Genomic DNA, 18,818 nt, shown 5'->3' with positions numbered 1-18,818 from the left:
GCAATTGACTATGAAGTGCTGACGTAAGGATGGCAACACTATGTCGCTTGCGTTGGTTGTTGGAGAAGTATGTCATGGGAACCTATAAACGTGAGTCAGTTGAGACGTATCGGCATCTGGTTGGGGTATGTCACCTCGTAGCAGCTAGTAATCGACGTGCTATGTCATATACCTGGCAAGTATGTGTGCATGTAGATTGTGAGATGTAGATAATTTGCAAAGATTTTGGCTGTACAATACGCAACAGTGATGGACTTGCAATGTTTATCCCTCGAATGTTTACCAATCTTGCTAAAGTAAGACAGTTAGAACACCTGAACCGACTTCACTTTAAGGATACGACGAAAGTGCCTGAAATTTCGCGCGACGAGGTCGCCCACTTGGCTAAGCTTGCACGCTTAACATTTACCGATGCTGAACTCGATCAATTTGCTGAGCAGATTGACGGAATTATTCGCAATGTTTCGGCTGTGCAGAAAGTTGCCACCGAAGGCGTAGTAGCAATGAGCCATCCGCATGCAATTCAAACTACGATGCGAGAAGACGTCGAAGAAAAGACCTTGACCGCTGAGCAGGCTTTGGATCAAGCACCTGCAGTAGCTGAACAACGCTTTGTTGTTCCACAGATTTTGGGAGAATAAACCATGACAAATAAATATCTGGTTGGTGCGCAAGAAGCTCCTGAACTTACCAGCATGACTGCAGCTGAACTTGCTGCAAAAATTCATGCTCGCGAAGTAAGCTCAGTTGAAGTTACGCAAGCACACTTGGATCGTATTGCTGCAATTGATACCGAGCTGCATGCCTTCTTACATGTTGGTGCCGAGAATGCACTTGCTGCTGCTCGTCAAGTTGATGAAAGCTTAGACAAAGGTGAAGCCCCAGCGTCACCGTTGGCAGGCGTGCCATTGGCATTAAAAGACGTCTTTACCACAACCGATGCTCCTACTACCTGTGCTTCGAAGATCTTGGAAGGCTATATGTCGCCATATGATGCGACAGTTACCCGCAAGATCCGCGAAGCAGGCATTCCAATTTTGGGTAAAACCAATATGGACGAGTTCGCAATGGGCTCATCCACAGAAAACTCTGCATATGGCCCAACCCGTAACCCATGGGATTTGGAGCGCACTGCAGGTGGCTCTGGTGGTGGTTCTTCGGCTGCCTTGGCATCTGGTGAAGCACCACTTGCCATTGGTACCGATACCGGCGGTTCGATTCGTCAGCCTGCTGCACTCACCAACACTGTCGGCGTGAAGCCAACCTATGGCACGGTTTCTCGTTATGGCTTGGTTGCGTGTGCATCCTCATTGGATCAAGGTGGCCCAACTGCGCGTACTGTTCTTGATACCGCTTTGCTGCATGAAGTTATTGCTGGACACGATCATTTCGATGCAACCAGCGTGAACCGTCCAGTAGCGCCAGTGGTTGCAGCTGCACGTGAAGGTGCCAATGGTGAACTCCGCGGGGTAAAGGTGGGCGTCGTCAAGCAATTCGACCGTGAAGGCTACCAGCCAGGCGTGCTTGAGCAATTCCACAAGGCTGTGGCACAGCTGCAATCTCAAGGTGCAGAAGTTGTTGAAGTTGATTGCCCGCACTTTGATGATGCGTTGGCAGCATACTACTTGATTCTGCCATGTGAGGTTTCTTCAAACCTGGCACGTTTCGATGGCATGCGATATGGCTTGCGTGTTGGTGATGACGGCACGCATTCAGCTGAAGAAGTTATGGCAATGACCCGTGCGGCTGGCTTCGGCCCTGAGGTCAAGCGTCGTATTATCTTGGGCACCTATGCGTTGTCTGTTGGCTACTACGACGCTTATTACCTGCAAGCCCAGCGTGTACGAACCTTGATTGCACAAGATTTCGCAAAGGCTTATGAACAGTGTGATGTCTTGGTTTCCCCAACGACTCCAACAACTGCCTTCAAGCTTGGCGAAAAGGTGTCCGATCCGTTGGCAATGTACAACTTCGATCTGTGCACCTTGCCGCTGAACCTTGCTGGTCTTTGTGGTATGTCACTGCCTGCAGGATTGGCAAGTGACACGAATTTGCCAGTCGGTTTGCAAATCATGGCACCAGCGTTTGCCGATGATCGTTTGTACCGTGTAGGCGCAGCGTTCGAAGCTGGTCAGCGCGGCTAAAACATTTGTCAATATAAACTTCCTTGTTTTGTTCCCAAAGGTGCAAGGCAGGGAAGTTTTACTTTTTCCGATGCTGCTTTACGACGCGCCCGTTCACGCGTGAATCTCTGCGTTGAAATGTTCGCGATGGCATAGTATCGCGTGCATGCGATGTGGCGGATAAACGGCGATGCAACGGATGCAAAAACCTGCACGTTTGTGAATAAAACGTACAGGTTTTGTAATTTCGTGTGATCTACGGAATTAGTCGCGCAGGTCAGAAAGCAGGCAAGCAGCGCCAGAAGCAACAGAGGTTACAACTGCGACAGCAGGCCAAGGACCAATCTTTTTAGCCAATGGGTGCGACAAGCCAAACGCGCCAACATAGGTTGCAGTAAGACCAGCAGCCAATGGGATTCCACCCTTGGCATACCAGGAACGAGCTGCCCAGATGCCAGCAGCACCTAAAATGACGCCACCAATTGGACGAACACCAGTTTCCCGAGCCGTTAACCAACCGCCAACTAAACCAGTAATCACAACAGAAGCAGTGCTGACCTTGTCAGCTTTTTTTAAAGAACAATTCATGGACACAAGGCTACGCTAAAAATTGTTGTTATGGGAGCGGTAATGCAAAATATCCCCAATTAGCACATGTATAACTCGAGGTTGTTTTAATTGTGTGCATGCTCAAAAGAAGTTGTGATGGTAAAAGTGTGTCACGGCATATATTACGGTATGTGCCTATTTACCCACAGGCGTTTGAATATGCAGCACGCTCATGCACGAGAACAATGAATGTATCAAAAGCAATGGCAGGCGGTCGTGAGTTCTTTTTTTTGAAAGGCAGGGGATGGATGGGATTCACCTAGATCAAAAGATTGCAATAGCCTCAGGCTTAGGCATATAGAACTGGCATGCAACCGAGAGTCAGATGAAACTCATTGATAATAACCATGCATCTGCAAAGGTGTACTATCGTTTCAGTGACGAACCAAGATAGACAGCATACTCAAGCACCAATCAACGCGCCTGCGATGATTCCTGAGTCACAGGCATGGCGCGCATTGGCAACGTTGTGCATTGGATTTTTTATGATCTTGTTAGATCAAACCGTCGTTGCTGTTGCCACTGTGCAATTTCAAATCCAATTGCAGGCATCACTGAATCAAGTGGTGTGGATTACAAGTATCTATTTACTGTTTTTCGCAGTGCCGCTATTAGTCACTGGACGTCTCGGAGACCGATTCGGGCAGCGAAATGTTTATATCGCTGGCATGGTACTGTTTGTGGTGAGTTCTTTATTATGTGGGCTTGCTCCAAGCATTGAATATTTAATTGCTGCTCGTGCATTGCAAGGCTTAGGTGCTGCGATTTTATCCCCGCAGCCGATGAGCGTGATTAACCGCATTTTTGTTCGCGAACGCCGCGGTGCTGCAATGGGTGTGTGGGGAGCTGTTGCAGGTTTAGCAACCTTAGTTGGTCCTATTCTTGGTGCTGTCCTGGTACACCATGCAGGTTGGCGCTGGATTTTCTTTATTAATGTGCCACTGGGGTTACTATCCATTGCGTTGGTTTTTCTGTGGGTGCCACGTATGCCACATATGGTGCGATCGTTGGATCTGACAGGTGTATGGATCTCAATTGTGGCAATGTCCGCACTTGTCTTTGCTATTCAGCAAGGCCCAGAATTGCAATGGCCATGGTGGCTGTGGTCAGTATTTGGCTGCGGCATTGTAGCAACCGGCATATTCTTCAAGCATCAAGCTCAATTGCATGCCAAAGGCGAAGAACCACTGGTGCCATTGAATATTTTTCGCCATCGGAATTTTTCACTGGGCACATTTTCAATTGCAACCATGAGCTTTGCAGTTGCAAGCCTGTTTTTACCCATGATGATCTTTTTGCAGCAAGGTCATGGGCTCAACCCGCAACAAGCCGGTTTATTCTTAACACCAATGGCAATTATCGCTGGAGTGCTAGCTCCTTTTGTTGGACGATTATCCGATAAACTCGCGCCACGAATCTTATCGACGATCGGATTTAGCGCGATGGTCGTTGCCACATTCTTCTTAGTTGGCGTGATGCGTGAAGGTATCAGCTACTGGTGGATTATTGTGCCAGTGATATTACTCGGGTTTGGTAATGGATTCGTGTGGTCGCCAAACTCTGCAACCAGTCTACGAGATATGCCAATGACTGATATTGGTGCTGCCAGTGGTGTATATGCGGCTGCACGTCAGTTAGGATCCGTGCTTGGTACAGCAGTAGTTGGGGCTGCGATGCAACATGGTCTTTTGATTGGTTTACCAGTGACAACGGCAATGGGAATGTCGCTCATTGTGGCCGGTATCGCTTTGATTTTTGGTTTAGTTGCGGTGACTCGGTTTACCGAGCATCAGTTTATGCGAGAAAACTCACAAAAATAAGTATTGCCAGCTCAGCATAGAAATGCTCATTTTCCCCGATCGGACATTTCTGCCAACTTGGACTAGGATAAGTTACATGCGAATTGCTACTCTGACCTCCGGCGGCGACTGCCCCGGACTGAATGCTGTTATCCGTGGTATCGTGCGTACCGCAACTGAGTACGGATCTACCGTCGTTGGCTACCAAGATGGGTGGGTCGGCTTGATGGAAGATCGTCGTGTCCAGTTATATGACGACGAGAGCATCGACCGTATCTTGCTACGTGGCGGTACTATCCTAGGTACGGGCCGTTTACACCCAGATCGTTTTAAAAATGGTTTGGACCAAATCAAAGCTAACCTTGAAGATGCCGGTATTGACGCTCTGATTCCAATCGGTGGTGAAGGTACCCTCAAGGGCGCAAAATGGCTCTCTGATAATGGTATTCCAGTCGTTGGCGTGCCAAAGACCATTGATAATGACGTCAATGGCACCGACTACACATTCGGTTTCGACACAGCTGTCTCGGTTGCAACTGATGCAATTGACCGTCTGCATACTACTGCTGAATCACACAACCGCGTGATGATTGTGGAAGTTATGGGTCGCCATGTTGGTTGGATTGCACTACATGCCGGTATGGCTGGTGGTGCCCACTACATCGTGATTCCAGAAGCACCATTCGATATTGCCGAGATTTGTAAAGCCATGGAACGTCGATTCCAGATGGGCGAGAAGTACGGCATTATCGTGGTTGCTGAAGGTGCATTGCCAAAGCCTGGCACCATGGACTTTGCCGAAGGCGAAGTTGACCAATTCGGACACCAAACCTTCACAGGTATCGGACAAGTTATTGGCGATGAAATTAAAAAGCGCTTAGGCCATGACGTTCGTACCTCTGTATTGGGTCATATTCAACGTGGTGGCACTCCAACTTCTTTCGACCGCGTGCTTGCAACCCGCTATGGTGTGCATGCTGCACGTGCCTGCCATACTGATAATTTCGGTAAGTGTGTTGCACTGCGTGGCGAACACATTGAACTTATGGACCTTGAAGAGGCTGTTGGACAGCTGAAGACGGTTTCGTTGTCACGCTACCGTACTGCACAGTCACTGTTCGGATAATTCACTGTAATAACTCGAATAGTTTCTGAACCTAAGATCTACAACCACCTTGAGCGTAGGTGCTGATTTCCAATCTTTTGATCGGGAATTACGGCACTCAAGGTGGTTGTGCTGTATCACGAGCAGTTTTGTGAGCAGGTGAGCGTCGAAAAGCAATGTGAAAAAGGACACTCCAGTTCATCTGATAAAACCAGTGGTGCTTGGTCACAATCATGGGTGAGTTGAGGTGTTTGCTGCGCTAATTTTGGAGAAAAACGGTATAGTTTTACGGTATGACTGCAGCATATGACGAATTGATGGATTACGACGAGGTTCTTGAAAAGTTTGAGCCGGTAATGGGCATGGAAGTGCACGTTGAGCTGGCCACGGAAACGAAAATGTTTTCGGCTTCTTCTGCACACTTTGGTGCAGATCCAAACACTCACGTAGATCCGGTTTCTTTGGGTTTGCCTGGTGCTCTTCCAGTGGTAAACGCTAAGGGCGTGGAATGGGCAATTAAGATTGGTTTGGCGCTGAATTGCAAGATTGCCGAGTCCTCTCGCTTTGCGCGTAAAAACTACTTCTATCCTGATCAGCCAAAAAATTATCAAATTTCTCAGTACGACGAGCCAATCGCATATGACGGTTATCTTGATGTCGTGCTCGAAGACGGCACTCCATGGCGCATTGAAATCGAACGTGCGCATATGGAAGAAGACACCGGTAAATTGACCCACCTAGGTGGCGCTGATGGTCGTATTCACGGTGCAACAAGTTCCTTGGTTGACTGCAACCGTGCAGGTATTCCGTTGATTGAGATCGTGACAAAACCAATTGTTGGCGCTGGCGAGCGTGCTCCAGAAGTTGCAAAAGCATATGTTTCTGCATTGCGTGACTTGGTGAAGTCTCTTGGTGTTTCTGATGCACGTATGGATCAAGGTTCTATGCGCGTTGACTCCAACGTGTCACTGAATCGCAAAGGTGCACAAGAATTTGGTACGCGTACAGAAACGAAGAATATTAACTCGTTGAAGTCTGTGGAGCAGGCTGTACGGTTTGAAATGATGCGTCAAGCAGCAGTAATTGAAGCAGGCGGTGAGATTTTGCAAGAAACTCGCCACTATCAAGAAACTGATGGCACGACCACCTCCGGCCGTATTAAGGAAACTGCCGAGGATTATCGTTACTTCAACGATCCAGACTTGCCTCCAGTGATTGCACCACGCGAGTGGGTTGAAGAAATCCGTGCAACCTTGCCAGAACTGCCATGGGTACGCAAGGCACGTATTCAACAAGAATGGGAGCTTTCCGACGCTGAGATGCGCGATCTGGTGAATGCTGGCGCACTCGAGCTAATTATTGCAACCGTTGAAGCTGGTGCAACCTCCGGTGAAGCTCGTTCTTGGTGGGTTTCCTACTTGGCTCAAAAAGCTAAGGAAGCCGGCGTTGAACTTGAGCAGCTTGCGATTACTCCGGCACAGGTCGCACGTGTGGTTGTGCTGATTAACGAAGGCAAGCTCACTAACAAGTTGGCACGTCAAGCTGTTGATGGTGTGTTGGCAGGCGAAGGCGATGTTGATGCAGTGGTTGCTGCTCGTGGCTTGGAAGTTGTTCGCGATGATGGAGCTATTGAAAAGGCTGTGGATGAAGCACTTGCTGCAAATCCAGACATCGTTGAAAAGTATAAAGCTGGTAATACCAAGGTGGTTGGTGCCATTGTTGGTCAGGTTATGAAAGCAACTCGCGGTAAGGCTGATCCTGGTCAAGTGAACCAGTTGATTGCAAAGAAGCTGAACGGCTAATTGCAAGCTCAGACTCGCAGCTGATAGCTGAGCGTTATTGAGCATACGAACAGCGGTAGGGTAGTTTGATTCCTACCGCTGTTTGCATTCTTTATAGAACGTTCACGCGAACACGAATTTTGGCACATGGTATTGCAACAACATTTCTGCATGATAGCTGGCAAGGCGTGTGCCAGTGATAAGCACATGAGCTGCACTGCGGCCAACCTTGGTTACCGTATACCAGTTATCCGCGTATGAAGTGGAAATACCAGCAACGGTGGCTGCGTCGTCAAGCATTTAGAAGCTAGATACCCGTAAAACGTGGTACTTGGTGGCAGTGTTAGTGAATAATAACGCGAACACACATTACTGCCATGATGATTCCAATAGCGAAGTTGATCACTCGCCAAGCTTGTGGGCGGGCAAGAATATGGGAGAATCTTGCGGCACCATAGCCAAGCAGCGGGAACCACAATAATGAGGCAAGTAACGCACCGGCTGCAAAATACCAGCGACCTGTAGAGCCATGTTGATTTGCCATGCCACCAAGCATGACCAATGCATCAATATAGGCAGCTGGATTTAACCAAGTAAATGCTAGTGCTGCCAAGACAGGTTTTTTCCAAGTCTTCGTAACCGTGCTTTGCTGGACTTGAGGTTTAGTAGCAATAGAGGTGGTAGCAGAACCTGATCCAGAGGACGTATATGCCTGTAGATCGTCGTTATGCTGCTGAATCACAATGGAATCGCCAGAGCGCTTGAATGCGTCTTTGAAACATAACAATCCGAACCACGCAAGATAAGCAGCCCCTGCCCATTTCAGGATCGTAAGGATTATCGGAGCTTGCTCAATGAGTACGCCAACACCTGCGGTGCCACCGAGAATCAGAAAAACATCGCTGATTAAGCACACTGCAACAACTGCAGTAATGGCTTCGCGTTTAATGCCTTGGCGGATAATGAGGGCATTCTGCGGACCGATTGCCACAATTAAGGAAATTCCGAGTAGAAATCCTGCTACCACAATACTCATAGAAAATAGTTTCCACTTTCGGCTATATTAAGTAAAATTACATTTTTTAAACTTAGATTAGGAATGCTTCATGAAGCCGATTCACCTGCAAACCTTATTAACCATTATTGATGAAGGAAGCTTTGAACACGCTGCTTTAAGTTTGGGGATTTCACCTTCAGCAGTGAGCCAGCGTATTCGAGCGTTAGAAAAAGAAGCCGGTCGAGTGGTGGTTCGGCGAACCAGCCCAGTGACAGCTACCAGCGCAGGGGAAGTGTTGGTGCAAGCAGCTCGGCAAATGGCTTTGTTGGAAGCTGAAACGATGGCGGCGTTAAGTGGTAGAATCGAAAAGGTTCCATTAAGCGTTGCGGTGAATGCTGACTCTTTAGCAACCTGGTTTCAACCTGTGCTTGCAGATGTTGCGTCGTGGGAAAATACGACATTGCATCTTCGGATTGAAGATGAAGCGCACTCATTGAATCTTCTGCGTCGTGGTGATGTATTAGGCGTGGTTACGCGCGAGTCGCATCCAGTACCTGGATGTGACTCGGTGAGTTTAGGAACCATGCAATATGTTTCTGTCGCCAATCCGCAGCTTCTTGCCCGTTATACGTTTAATGGCGTTGTTGATTGGGAAAAGATGCCAGCGCTTCGATTTGGCCCACGAGATGCACTGCAACATGAAGATTTAAAAAATCGCGTGCAACAGCTACCAAGTACGCGACGTGTTTCGCAAATTCCTTCAGCGGCTGCATTTGTGGAAGCCACCCGCGTTGGTTTGGGTTGGTCATTGCTACCGATTCAAGATGCACAGCCATTATTAGATCGCAACGAGATTGTGCTTCTCGACGATCGTGTGCTCGATGTTGCACTTTATTGGCAACGTTGGCGTTTGGAATCGCCGTCATTATTGAAGCTTACTGAGTCGGTCTACAATGCGGCTGAACAGCTCCGGAAAAATGTTAAAGCGATTGTTTAGAATACACAATCGTGAAAAATATTGTAGTGACGTTTGGAAATGTGAACCGTGCTTGGATGCGCATGTCTATATTCGTTGTGATTGCGGTGTGGGGACTAAACGCATGTAGTTGGGGTGAGCCGCTGGCATCTGATGAAGCAACACTTGAGATCCTGGCGTCAACTTCGCAGCTGCCGGTTGCCACGCCGGAAGCTGCTGTTGCAGTGCCGGATCAGCCGGTTGTAACGCCGGAGGATTCACAGGCAACGCCAGATGCCGACGAGTCAGGTGCTGAGGAGCCGGAACAACCGGTAGACAGTGCTTTGCAAAACGTCTCTGAGCAACTTGCAGCGTTAGAGAGTCTGCCTATTCGCGAGTGGGAGACCACCGTACCAAAATATCACCGTGATGCTTTTGGGCAACGGTGGAGTGATGATGTTGATGCACCACTTGGGCATAATGGCTGTGATACGCGCAATGATATTCTCAATCGAGATCTTAAAGATGTGGTTTACAAGCCTAAAACGCATAACTGTGTGGTCCTGAGCGGTGTGCTGAATGATCCTTATACTGGTGAAACCCATCAATTCGTGCGTGGCCAAGGTACGAGTGAACTGGTACCAATCGATCATGTTGTCGCCCTTGCGGATGCGTGGTATGCCGGAGCATGGAAATGGGATGCTGTAACGCGTCAAAAGTTTGCAAATGATCCATTGAATTTGCAAGCAACCACGCGCGCTGCCAATACAGACAAGAGTGCTAAGGCGGCTGATAGGTGGATGCCTCCAGCGTCAAATTATCGCTGTGAGTATGCGCGTCGTCAGGTGCAGATTAAATATATCTATGGTCTAGCCGTCTTGCCACAAGAAAAAGACACACTTGTTCAAGTACTTTCAAAGTGCTAAATACTGCGAGTCGTCCACAGAATTGTGCTGCTGTAGCATAGTCTTAATTAGTATGAGTGAGAATTTAACCCCTGATCGCGCGACTGACTTTGATGAGGTACCAGCCTATACAAAGCCTTCGATGAATGAGATTTATCAGCGAGCTGGTCGTGCAGCGCCTCAAGCAATACCAAATGGTGCTATCACCCAACCTGCTGGAGTGGCCACACCGCCTATCGCTGTGCCAGAACCTACGGAGACACTGGCACAGCAACCAGGAGTTGGAAACGTGGCTACCCCGCAAGTTCAGGCATCTGAAACCTTGGTACATGCATCACAAGGTGCAGCAACGGAGATCTTGCAAACAGTGGTACCAACTACCGTATTAGCGTCTGATGCGCCGACCACTGCGTATGATCAACCTCCAATGCCTGAAGCTCCAACTCAGGTCTTTGATTTTGCACCACTTGATTCTTCACTGCCACCAGCAGAATCTTCATCGCAAATGGCACAAGTTGGAGTAGCAGGAGAGACTGCGGCAGGTGAATTCGCGGCAGCTGCATTACCAGTGGCAGGATCTGCAGATACCGCATTCGTTGAACAAGCAAAGCGCGGCACCATTGATGTTGGTTTGTTGTTGCTACGCCTTGTTGTAGGTGGGTTCTTAATTGCAGATTCTGTGATTAACCTCTTTAAAGTTGATGGTGGTTCGTTAATAGAACTTGAGCAATCTTTCCAGACTTTCGGATACGCCTACCCACATGTTCTCAGCGTGGCTCTTCCTTCAATGGAATTAGCTGCGGGTGTGTTTATTCTCTTTGGTTTAGTTACTCCGGTGGCAGCTGCATTGGCGGTAGCATCACTGAGCTTTATGGCGGTGCATGCCTATGTGACAACCGCTTCTGACTGGTCCTTGGGCTATATTTGGAAGTCAGTTATCCCAACACTTGGATTCCCACTGATGATGGCGCTGATCTTGCAGTTTACCGGTCCTGGTTATTATTCCTTCGATACTTCTCGTAGCTGGGCAAAGCGACCATTGATTTCAAGTTGGTTGTTCTTATTCGTCGGCATTGGCATTGCCGTTGCAATGTGGCTGTTCGGTGTAGCCGTGAATCCACTTCATGCACCAGCAGTTGTGCCTGCAGCTTAGTAGTACAACCATACATATTTAGTACACAACAAAAATAGTCGCTATTCCCAGTTGTAATGTGGGGATAGCGACTTTTGTTAGTGTGAGGCAGCCGTTGGTCGAAATAGTGATTCTCGTAATGTGGTCATCGTTCCAATATGAATCACCATCATTATGACTAATCCAAGAGCCCAGAAGAAATAGTCATTCATTAGCATTTTCATGTAGAAAATTTGGTCGAAGGCTTGATTACTTTTCCCTTTTCCAAGCCACCAGTGTGGTGGAACAGTAAGCATTAAGAACGTCATAATTTCACCAGTGATCACCATTGCTTGATTGTGTAGTGCCCGAGAATAGTAGAACAGTACTGCTAACCAGATTGGCCACCATACCCAGTGATGTGACCATGAAATTGGCGAAATAAGCAGCATTAGGGCTGTATTTACTAAGGCTGCTTCGAAGAATAAGCCGTGCTGTAAAATCACTCGAATAATGACAAAAAATATGCCGACAAGCAGTACCGAGCCAAGCAACCATAAGAGCGTAATCGTACTTGTTGCTGCTTGTGCTGCTTCATGAGAGCTCCACAACCGAGTTAAAACCCCCTTCAGTGACTGATTTGTCACGTAGCCAATATTGACGCCAATTTTGGAATTATCATTCAGTACAAAAATCGCATTGGTATAAAAGTCGCGGGTCTGGCTTGGATTATGAATCGTTCCAATCAACGTTGCTGAAGTTGCGCCGATAACTGCCATCAGTAATGCTCGCAAATCACGTCGGATCAAGAAAACCAAGAGCATGACAGCAGGAGTGAGCTTGATAGCAGCAGCAATGCCAATCAGCCAGCCTTGTGGGATTCGCCGACTTCTTGGCACGATATCTAAAAACACCAAAAAGGCAACCACCATATTAATCTGCCCAAAATTGGCATTATTTCGCAACGGTTCTAATACAAGCGCAACGCCCCATGCCCAAGAAGTAAACAGTAAGGCGTCGGCATCGTTGACAAACAAATATCGTGCAGTGAACCACAGCGCAATTGCTAAGAGCACTGCTGATAGAACCATGATGATAAGACCTGCAGTATATCCATCAACGAGAGTGAATGGGCTTAGCAGAAGCGCTGCAAATGGTGGATAAATAAATGGCAAGCGGATTCCTGCTACCTCAAAAGGCTGATCGTACAACGAGCCGCCAGCAAGATACTCTCGTGCACCAGCCTGATACACGAGCATGTCAATTGGCGTAGGTGCGAGCCACATCGTGCCAATTAAAATCGTAATTGACACAAGAAAGCCTAAATAGGTAAGTGGTCGTTGAAAACGCAAGAACACGGTGTGATCCCTTATATAAAAAACTCCGCAGTGTTCAATAGTGCTGATACAGCCTGCGGAGCTTATGCGAAATGTCAATTAAATTTGTCGTACAGCACCTTTATCCGCTGACGTTGCCATCTTAGCGTAGGCCTGCAGTGCTTTGGAAACCTTGCGGTCACGGCTAATCGGGGTCCATGGATGCGGACGGGCTTCTTGTGCTTGTCGACGCTTTTCAATTTCTTCATCAGAAATATTGAGCGTCAAGGCACGGTTCTGGACGGAAATCGTAATGCTATCGCCATCTTCAATCAAGCCGATCAGACCTTTATGGGCTGCTTCTGGCGACATATGTCCAATGGACAAGCCACTGGTGCCACCAGAAAAGCGACCATCGGTAATCAACGCACATTTCTTGCCAAGGCCGGCACCTTTTAAGAATGAGGTCGGGTGGAGCATTTCTTGCATGCCTGGACCACCGGATGGGCCTTCATAGCGAATCACCACGACCTCACCAGGTTGTACTTCGCCTTTTAAGATGGTTGATACTGCATCTTCTTGAGACTCACAGACCCTCGCTGGACCAGTGAATTCCCAGAGTTCTTGTTCGACACCAGCGGTTTTTAATACGGCGCCATCTGGAGCTAAGTTGCCTCGCAGGATGACCAAACCGCCATCAATGGAATATGCATGTTCAATATCGTGGATACAACCATGCTCGACATCAAGATCTAAAGATTCCCAGCGCGTATTCTGGCTAAATGGTTCAGTGGTACGCACGCCGCCAGGAGCAGCGTGGAAAAGCTCAATTGCCTGATCAATGGTTTTACCACTGCGAATATCCCAATCATTGAGCCACCCATCGACAGTGTCATACGCAATGGTATGCACGGATTCGTCGAGAAGCCCTGCTCGACGCAGCTCACCTAAGATTGCTGGAATTCCGCCTGCTCGGTGGACGTCCTCAATATGATAGGTACCATTTGGTGCCACTTTGGAAATACACGGGATACGGTGGGAGAGCTCGTCGATATCAGCGAGTGTGAAATCAACTTCACCTTCTTGTGCAGCCGCTAAGGTGTGCAAGATGGTATTGGTAGATCCGCCCATTGCCATATCAAGTGCCATTGCATTGCGGAAAGCAGCTTTGGTGGCAACACTACGAGGCAAGACGGAATCGTCTTCTTCGCCGTAATAGCGTTGGCACATGTCTACAATCATTTCACCAGCTTGCTCAAAGAGCTGTTTACGTGCAACATGTGTCGCGAGTGTCGTGCCGTTACCTGGTAGCGACAGTCCAAGTGCTTCGGTGAGGCAGTTCATAGAGTTTGCAGTGAACATGCCAGAGCATGAACCGCATGTCGGGCAAGCAGATTCTTCAATACGTGTGAGATCTGCATCGGAAATTGCAGAATTTGCTGAAGCTGTAATTGCTGTAATTAAGTCTGTTGGTGCATGCGCGATGCCGTCAACTGCAACTACTTTGCCGGCTTCCATTGGGCCACCGGAGACAAAGATTGCTGGAATATTTAAGCGAAGTGCTGCATTGAGCATGCCTGGGGTAATTTTGTCGCAGTTCGAGATGCAAACCATGGCATCGGCCGTGTGAGCGTTGACCATGTATTCCACTGAGTCTGCGATGATTTCGCGAGATGGCAGGGAATAGAGCATGCCGCCGTGACCCATTGCAATACCGTCATCGACTGCGATGGTATGAAATTCTTTTGGTACACCGCCTGCTTTACGCACTGCGTCTGCAACGATGTCACCGACGTTTTTAAGGTGCACATGGCCAGGGACAAACTGCGTATAAGAATTGACGATGGCAACAATTGGCTTGCCAAATTCGTGTTCTTGTGTGCCAGTTGCACGCCAGAGTGCACGAGCACCGGATGCATTACGCCCAATGGTGGTGATACGGGAACGAAGTGGATACATAGTGTTTAGTCCTTATGTTGAGCGTCAAATTCTTCCTTGGACATCAGCACTTGGTGGCCGTCTTTGTGTACGACCAGTACTTTCCCGTCTGCAGCTTTGTGAGCTTGCGTAAGAGCGTCTGGAATACGGCCCTGGGAAGCTTCTTCGAGCTTGGGTAAAGAATTAAAGCTTACGCCAGGCAATGTGTACGTTTTCTCATCAGTGGTGGCAATAAAACTGCGTGAGCGCTGAAAACCAATTCCTTGGAACTGCTCCCAAGGAATTGAAACTGGTGCCCGAAACGCATATTGAATTGTAATGCCCTGAGCATCAACGATGGTTTTGGAACGTAACACCCACACAATGAAAATAATCGGCACCAGTGGTAGCCAGAATAGTTGCAGTGGGGCAGCTCCCATCACAAGAAGCAAAATACATACCATAATGCCAGCGCCTAACAGATGTGTGCGGTCAGGAGTCAACACTGCTGGTGTGGATGCTTGTGATGGTTGTTGAGTACTCATTCGCCCAATCTTATTAGATTTCTTTGACAAACGCGGAATTTCTGGCTACGGGTATGCCCGCGAGGTAAAAACATTCACCTGCCGAAGGGTGCACATTCAACAAGGCTATCGCCAGCATTTGCTATCTATGTTGCGTAGCATATGCCACCATGTATGGGTCGTACATGCTACTAAGGTGTTTGCGTGGAGGAAGATTCTTGAAGAGTCGTAGGGGCAAGGATTCCATTTGAGTATTCTGCGGAAGTATCCAAGCTCACGGCTTTTAAGAGTGTGAGAGCACATAAACTTGCAATTAAAATCGTGGTGGATATTCTGGTGCGACCTCCAATAGAAAAGAGACGTTCCCAACCTTGAGGCTTTACCGGAATCAACGTTTCTGCGGTGGTGTTTGGAATCGCAGGATCATCACTGTCTAATAAGCCGCGTTCGGTTTGATCAGTAACATCTGCACCAGCAAGAGCATCGGCGTCGACGGCTAGTGCATCAGTATCGGGCAATTCAGTAGGTTCGTGGCCTTCGAGTGATTGAATGGCGATGCTGCGACCATCTGGAGTAGAGGCAGAGCCATATTCTTGCCAGAATTCTTCAATAATTCGCACCCGCATGGCGCGTTCAACTTTCCACTGCGCACCTGGGGTGACTTGCGCTAAGAAACGCATGTCCACTGTCCAGGGTAAGCCGACGGTGGCTGGTTCACGAATCTCGACTGCTTCATGCACTGTTAATGGGCCTAATACCACTGGGCGAATATCAGGACTGTACAGCGCGCGGTTGGCAGCGGTACTTGCACGTTCGATTGCTTGGTGTATGGAATGCGAACTATGCAACGGAATTGGCATCGTTACTAATGCTGAAGACCAGTGGTTGGAATTATTAATAGCAACACCAGCTTTGGAATTAGGGATGATCACGGTTTCTTCAGCTAGGGTGCGAATCCGAGTTGAGCGCATGGTGATTTGAATAACGGTGCCTTCGACAACTGTTGCACCGCCTTCAAAACGTACCCAGTCACCAACGCCATATTGTTTTTCCGAGAGAATGAAAAAACCTGCGAGGAAATCAGCGATGATCGATTGGGCGCCAAGACCAATGGCAGCAGATGCAGCAGTAGCAGGAATTGCGGCTCCTGCTAAGGAGAAGCCAATGGCTTGCAAGAATAAGACAAAGACTAAGAAATAGGCCAAAATCTGCACAATATACACAGCTGCTCCAGTGAGAGCGAGCTGAGTCTTGTGCTGGTCTTGTGTATCTGTAATGAGTTTATTGGCAATGATGTACATCGCTAGGCGGCCAGCACGTGGAATAAGGAAGGCCGCGATGATGATTATTCCTAAAGTTGAACCGGTGGTGGCGATCCACGTCCAGATTTGTAAGGCGATATAACTCAAAGGCATGCCTTTGAGACTAGTCTAAAGCTGGGTGCAAAGGTTTCGGGTGTTAGGAATGTTGTTTATCGTGGACAAACACTGAATGGTTCACGTATGCACTTGGGAATGGGGGTAGTGATGGGGGTGTGAACTATGGAGTCGTCAGATGACCTTGTAAGCTGTACCACTATGAACATTATTGGACTTGTGGTAGTACTTCCCGGTGCGGCGTTTGCCCACGCGGCTTGCTAACAAGTCCCGAATTCAAGCGCCCTCGATACAAGCACCATAAGTGCAATGTACCGAGGGTTTTGGTTTAATGGCTCATTTTTATCGCGGTTTTGTCGTCGTCAAGCATCGCACCCTGGATGCTTTCGATGCTGAAAGTGCGTGAAACGATACCCTAGCTAACTAATTCCTACCAAGGAGTATGAAGTCGTGGTAGTTTCCTCGCAACACACACCTGCTACGGTTGCGCAACGCAATCGGCAGGCCCAGCCTGAGCGAATCACAGGAGCTGACGCTATTGTTCGTTCGCTGGAGCTACTCGGTACAGAGGTTGTTTTCGGCCTTCCAGGTGGGGCAGTGCTTCCGCTTTATGACGCCTTGTATAAGGCGAAATATTTGCGACATGTGCTCGTACGACATGAACAAGGTGCAGGACACGCAGCTACCGGCTACGCCCAAGTGTCTGGCAAAGTCGGTGTCTGTATTGCAACTTCGGGCCCAGGTGCTACGAACTTGGTCACACCTTTAGCTGATGCTCATCTTGACTCGGTGCCAGTGGTGGCAATTACAGGGCAAGTGGGTCGGCAGATGCTTGGCACTGATGCATTCCAAGAAGCTGATATTCGTGGTATTACGCTGCCGGTAACGAAGCATAATTTTATGATTACCGAGCCGGAGCAGATTCCGCGAGTAATCGCTGAAGCCTTCCATCTCGCGGCAACTGGACGTCCAGGGCCGGTCTTGATCGACGTGCCTAAAGATATTCAAGCCATGGAGCTTGACTTTATCTGGCCGCCGGTGGTTGACTTACCAGGATATAAGCCAGTGACTACACCACATAGCCGCTCAATTGATCAAGCAATTAAATTAATTTCTCAATCAAAGCGCCCTGTGCTGTATATCGGTGGCGGTGTCATTAAGGCCAATGCCACAGCAGAATTGCGTGCCTTTGCTGAAGCCACTGGTATTCCAGTGGTGACGACCCTCATGGCACGTGGTGCGTTCCCAGATTCACACCCACTGCATTTGGGTATGCCTGGTATGCACGGCACCGTTTCTGCTGTTGGAGCGATGCAAGGTTCTGATTTGTTAATCACCATTGGTGCACGATTCGATGACCGTGTCACAGGTCGAACCGATTTGTTCGCTCCAGATGCAAAGGTTATTCACGCAGATATTGATCCTGCCGAGATCGGCAAGATTCGTGCTGCAGATGTTCCAATCGTCGGTGATGCACGAGAAGTTTTGCAGTGCTTGTTAGAGCAGTTCCAACGCCAAGTTCCACAAGGTATAGACATCCAACAGTGGATGAAACATGTGGTCTCGCTTCGAGAGCGATTCCCACGTGGTTACGAACGCACTGATGATGGGCTCTTGGAACCACAGCGTGTGATCGAAACACTTTCACGCATTGTTGGCCCAGATGCCATCTATTGTGCAGGTGTGGGTCAGCACCAGATGTGGTCTGCTCAGTTTATTGATTTTGAACAGCCACGTACCTGGCTGAACTCTGGTGGCTTGGGCACTATGGGCTACGCTATTCCGGCTGCTCTTGGTGCAAAAGCTGCAGCACCTGAAAAAGAAGTGTGGGCTATTGATGGTGATGGCTGTTTCCAGATGACCAATCAGGAATTAACAACCGCTGCAGTTGAAGGCTTCCCAATTAAAGTTGCATTAATTAATAATGGCAATTTGGGCATGGTTCGCCAGTGGCAGACACTGTTTTATGAAGGCAATTATTCACATACGAAATTACGTGAACAGCATCAGTACATGCCAGATTTTGTGGGTCTGGCACAAGCACAAGGCTGTGTTGCATTCCGTGTGACAAATGAAGACGAATTAGAAGAAGCAATCCATAAAGCGCGTGAAATTAATGATCGTCCAGTGGTCATTGACTTTATCGTGGGACAAGATGCACAAGTTTGGCCAATGGTTGCAGTAGGACATTCGAATTCCGATATTGAATACGCACGTGGTCTGCGACCATTTTTCGAGTCCGATCCATCTGTGATTGACACGGATGACACTGATGAACAACCACACGAAGGGTAAGGGAG

16 protein-coding genes are annotated in these 18,818 nt (G+C 48.4%); 9 read left to right on the top strand and 7 right to left on the bottom strand.

Annotated elements, in window-relative coordinates:
* Positions 1-347 precede the first annotated feature (347 nt).
* Together gatC and gatA are read left to right on the top strand one after the other, a co-directional pair.
* The gene (gatC, locus tag NXS99_RS00435) at positions 348-641 is read left to right on the top strand and encodes an Asp-tRNA(Asn)/Glu-tRNA(Gln) amidotransferase subunit GatC (RefSeq protein WP_259286698.1); all 294 of its coding nucleotides are present in this window, start codon (positions 348-350) and stop codon (positions 639-641) included.
* A 3-nt stretch (positions 642-644) separates the two neighbouring features.
* Positions 645-2,144: an Asp-tRNA(Asn)/Glu-tRNA(Gln) amidotransferase subunit GatA gene (gatA, locus tag NXS99_RS00430; RefSeq protein WP_259286697.1), complete on the top strand. Its 1,500-nt coding sequence runs from the start codon at positions 645-647 to the stop codon at positions 2,142-2,144.
* A gap of 243 nt (positions 2,145-2,387) precedes the next feature.
* Here gatA and NXS99_RS00425 read toward each other — a convergent pair whose 3' ends face one another.
* Entirely contained in the window at positions 2,388-2,711 is a 324-nt protein-coding gene (locus NXS99_RS00425) for a hypothetical protein (RefSeq protein WP_259286696.1), read from the bottom strand.
* 398 nt (positions 2,712-3,109) lie between these two features.
* Here NXS99_RS00425 and NXS99_RS00420 point away from each other — a divergent pair, with 398 nt between their 5' ends.
* The 3 genes from NXS99_RS00420 to gatB all read left to right on the top strand — a co-directional run bounded on the left by NXS99_RS00420 (position 3,110) and on the right by gatB (position 7,438).
* Positions 3,110-4,552 carry an MFS transporter gene (locus NXS99_RS00420; protein WP_259286695.1) on the top strand — a complete coding sequence of 481 codons (1,443 nt, stop codon included), beginning with the start codon at positions 3,110-3,112 and terminating at the stop codon, positions 4,550-4,552.
* 76 nt (positions 4,553-4,628) lie between these two features.
* Positions 4,629-5,657 (top strand): ATP-dependent 6-phosphofructokinase, encoded by a 1,029-nt coding sequence (locus tag NXS99_RS00415; RefSeq protein ID WP_259286694.1) that lies wholly within the window; start codon positions 4,629-4,631, stop codon positions 5,655-5,657.
* 272 nt (positions 5,658-5,929) lie between these two features.
* Positions 5,930-7,438 carry an Asp-tRNA(Asn)/Glu-tRNA(Gln) amidotransferase subunit GatB gene (gene gatB / locus NXS99_RS00410; protein ID WP_259286693.1) on the top strand — a complete coding sequence of 503 codons (1,509 nt, stop codon included), beginning with the start codon at positions 5,930-5,932 and terminating at the stop codon, positions 7,436-7,438.
* Positions 7,439-7,540: 102 nt separating this feature from the next.
* Here the strand turns inward: gatB and NXS99_RS00405 are convergent, their stop codons facing one another.
* Both NXS99_RS00405 and NXS99_RS00400 read right to left on the bottom strand, forming a co-directional pair.
* Positions 7,541-7,717 (bottom strand): hypothetical protein, encoded by a 177-nt coding sequence (locus tag NXS99_RS00405; protein WP_259286692.1) that lies wholly within the window; start codon positions 7,715-7,717, stop codon positions 7,541-7,543.
* 43 nt (positions 7,718-7,760) lie between these two features.
* The gene (locus NXS99_RS00400) at positions 7,761-8,453 is read right to left on the bottom strand and encodes a LysE/ArgO family amino acid transporter (RefSeq protein ID WP_259286691.1); all 693 of its coding nucleotides are present in this window, start codon (positions 8,451-8,453) and stop codon (positions 7,761-7,763) included.
* A 70-nt stretch (positions 8,454-8,523) separates the two neighbouring features.
* Between NXS99_RS00400 and NXS99_RS00395 the strand changes: the two genes are divergently transcribed.
* From NXS99_RS00395 to NXS99_RS00385, 3 genes are read left to right on the top strand one after another with little or no spacing between them, the layout of a single operon-like run.
* A complete protein-coding gene (locus NXS99_RS00395; protein ID WP_259286690.1) occupies positions 8,524-9,411 on the top strand; it encodes a LysR family transcriptional regulator ArgP in 888 nt (295 codons plus the stop codon).
* Positions 9,412-9,422: 11 nt separating this feature from the next.
* Complete coding sequence (locus NXS99_RS00390; protein WP_259286689.1) at positions 9,423-10,295, top strand: HNH endonuclease family protein; 873 nt, start codon at positions 9,423-9,425, stop codon at positions 10,293-10,295.
* A 52-nt stretch (positions 10,296-10,347) separates the two neighbouring features.
* The gene (locus NXS99_RS00385; RefSeq protein ID WP_259286688.1) at positions 10,348-11,427 is read left to right on the top strand and encodes a DoxX family membrane protein; all 1,080 of its coding nucleotides are present in this window, start codon (positions 10,348-10,350) and stop codon (positions 11,425-11,427) included.
* Between the two features lie 77 nt (positions 11,428-11,504).
* Here the strand turns inward: NXS99_RS00385 and NXS99_RS00380 are convergent, their stop codons facing one another.
* The 4 genes from NXS99_RS00380 to NXS99_RS00365 all read right to left on the bottom strand — a co-directional run bounded on the left by NXS99_RS00380 (position 11,505) and on the right by NXS99_RS00365 (position 16,557).
* Positions 11,505-12,698, bottom strand: a complete 1,194-nt coding sequence (locus tag NXS99_RS00380; RefSeq protein ID WP_259286687.1) for a glycosyltransferase family 87 protein — start codon at positions 12,696-12,698, stop codon at positions 11,505-11,507.
* A gap of 123 nt (positions 12,699-12,821) precedes the next feature.
* On the bottom strand, positions 12,822-14,660 hold the full coding sequence (gene ilvD / locus NXS99_RS00375) for a dihydroxy-acid dehydratase (protein ID WP_259286686.1): 1,839 nt from the start codon (positions 14,658-14,660) through the stop codon (positions 12,822-12,824).
* Between the two features lie 5 nt (positions 14,661-14,665).
* Positions 14,666-15,163 (bottom strand): PH domain-containing protein, encoded by a 498-nt coding sequence (locus tag NXS99_RS00370; RefSeq protein ID WP_259286685.1) that lies wholly within the window; start codon positions 15,161-15,163, stop codon positions 14,666-14,668.
* A 170-nt stretch (positions 15,164-15,333) separates the two neighbouring features.
* A complete protein-coding gene (locus tag NXS99_RS00365; RefSeq protein ID WP_259286684.1) occupies positions 15,334-16,557 on the bottom strand; it encodes a mechanosensitive ion channel family protein in 1,224 nt (407 codons plus the stop codon).
* 411 nt (positions 16,558-16,968) lie between these two features.
* Between NXS99_RS00365 and NXS99_RS00360 the strand changes: the two genes are divergently transcribed.
* On the top strand, positions 16,969-18,813 hold the full coding sequence (locus tag NXS99_RS00360) for an acetolactate synthase large subunit (protein WP_259286683.1): 1,845 nt from the start codon (positions 16,969-16,971) through the stop codon (positions 18,811-18,813).
* Positions 18,814-18,818: the final 5 nt, after the last annotated feature.

It is taken from the genome of Corynebacterium sp. HS2168-gen11 (assembly GCF_024834075.1).
GTDB lineage: Bacteria > Actinomycetota > Actinomycetes > Mycobacteriales > Mycobacteriaceae > Corynebacterium.
This window is presented reverse-complemented; position numbering and strand designations above follow the sequence as displayed.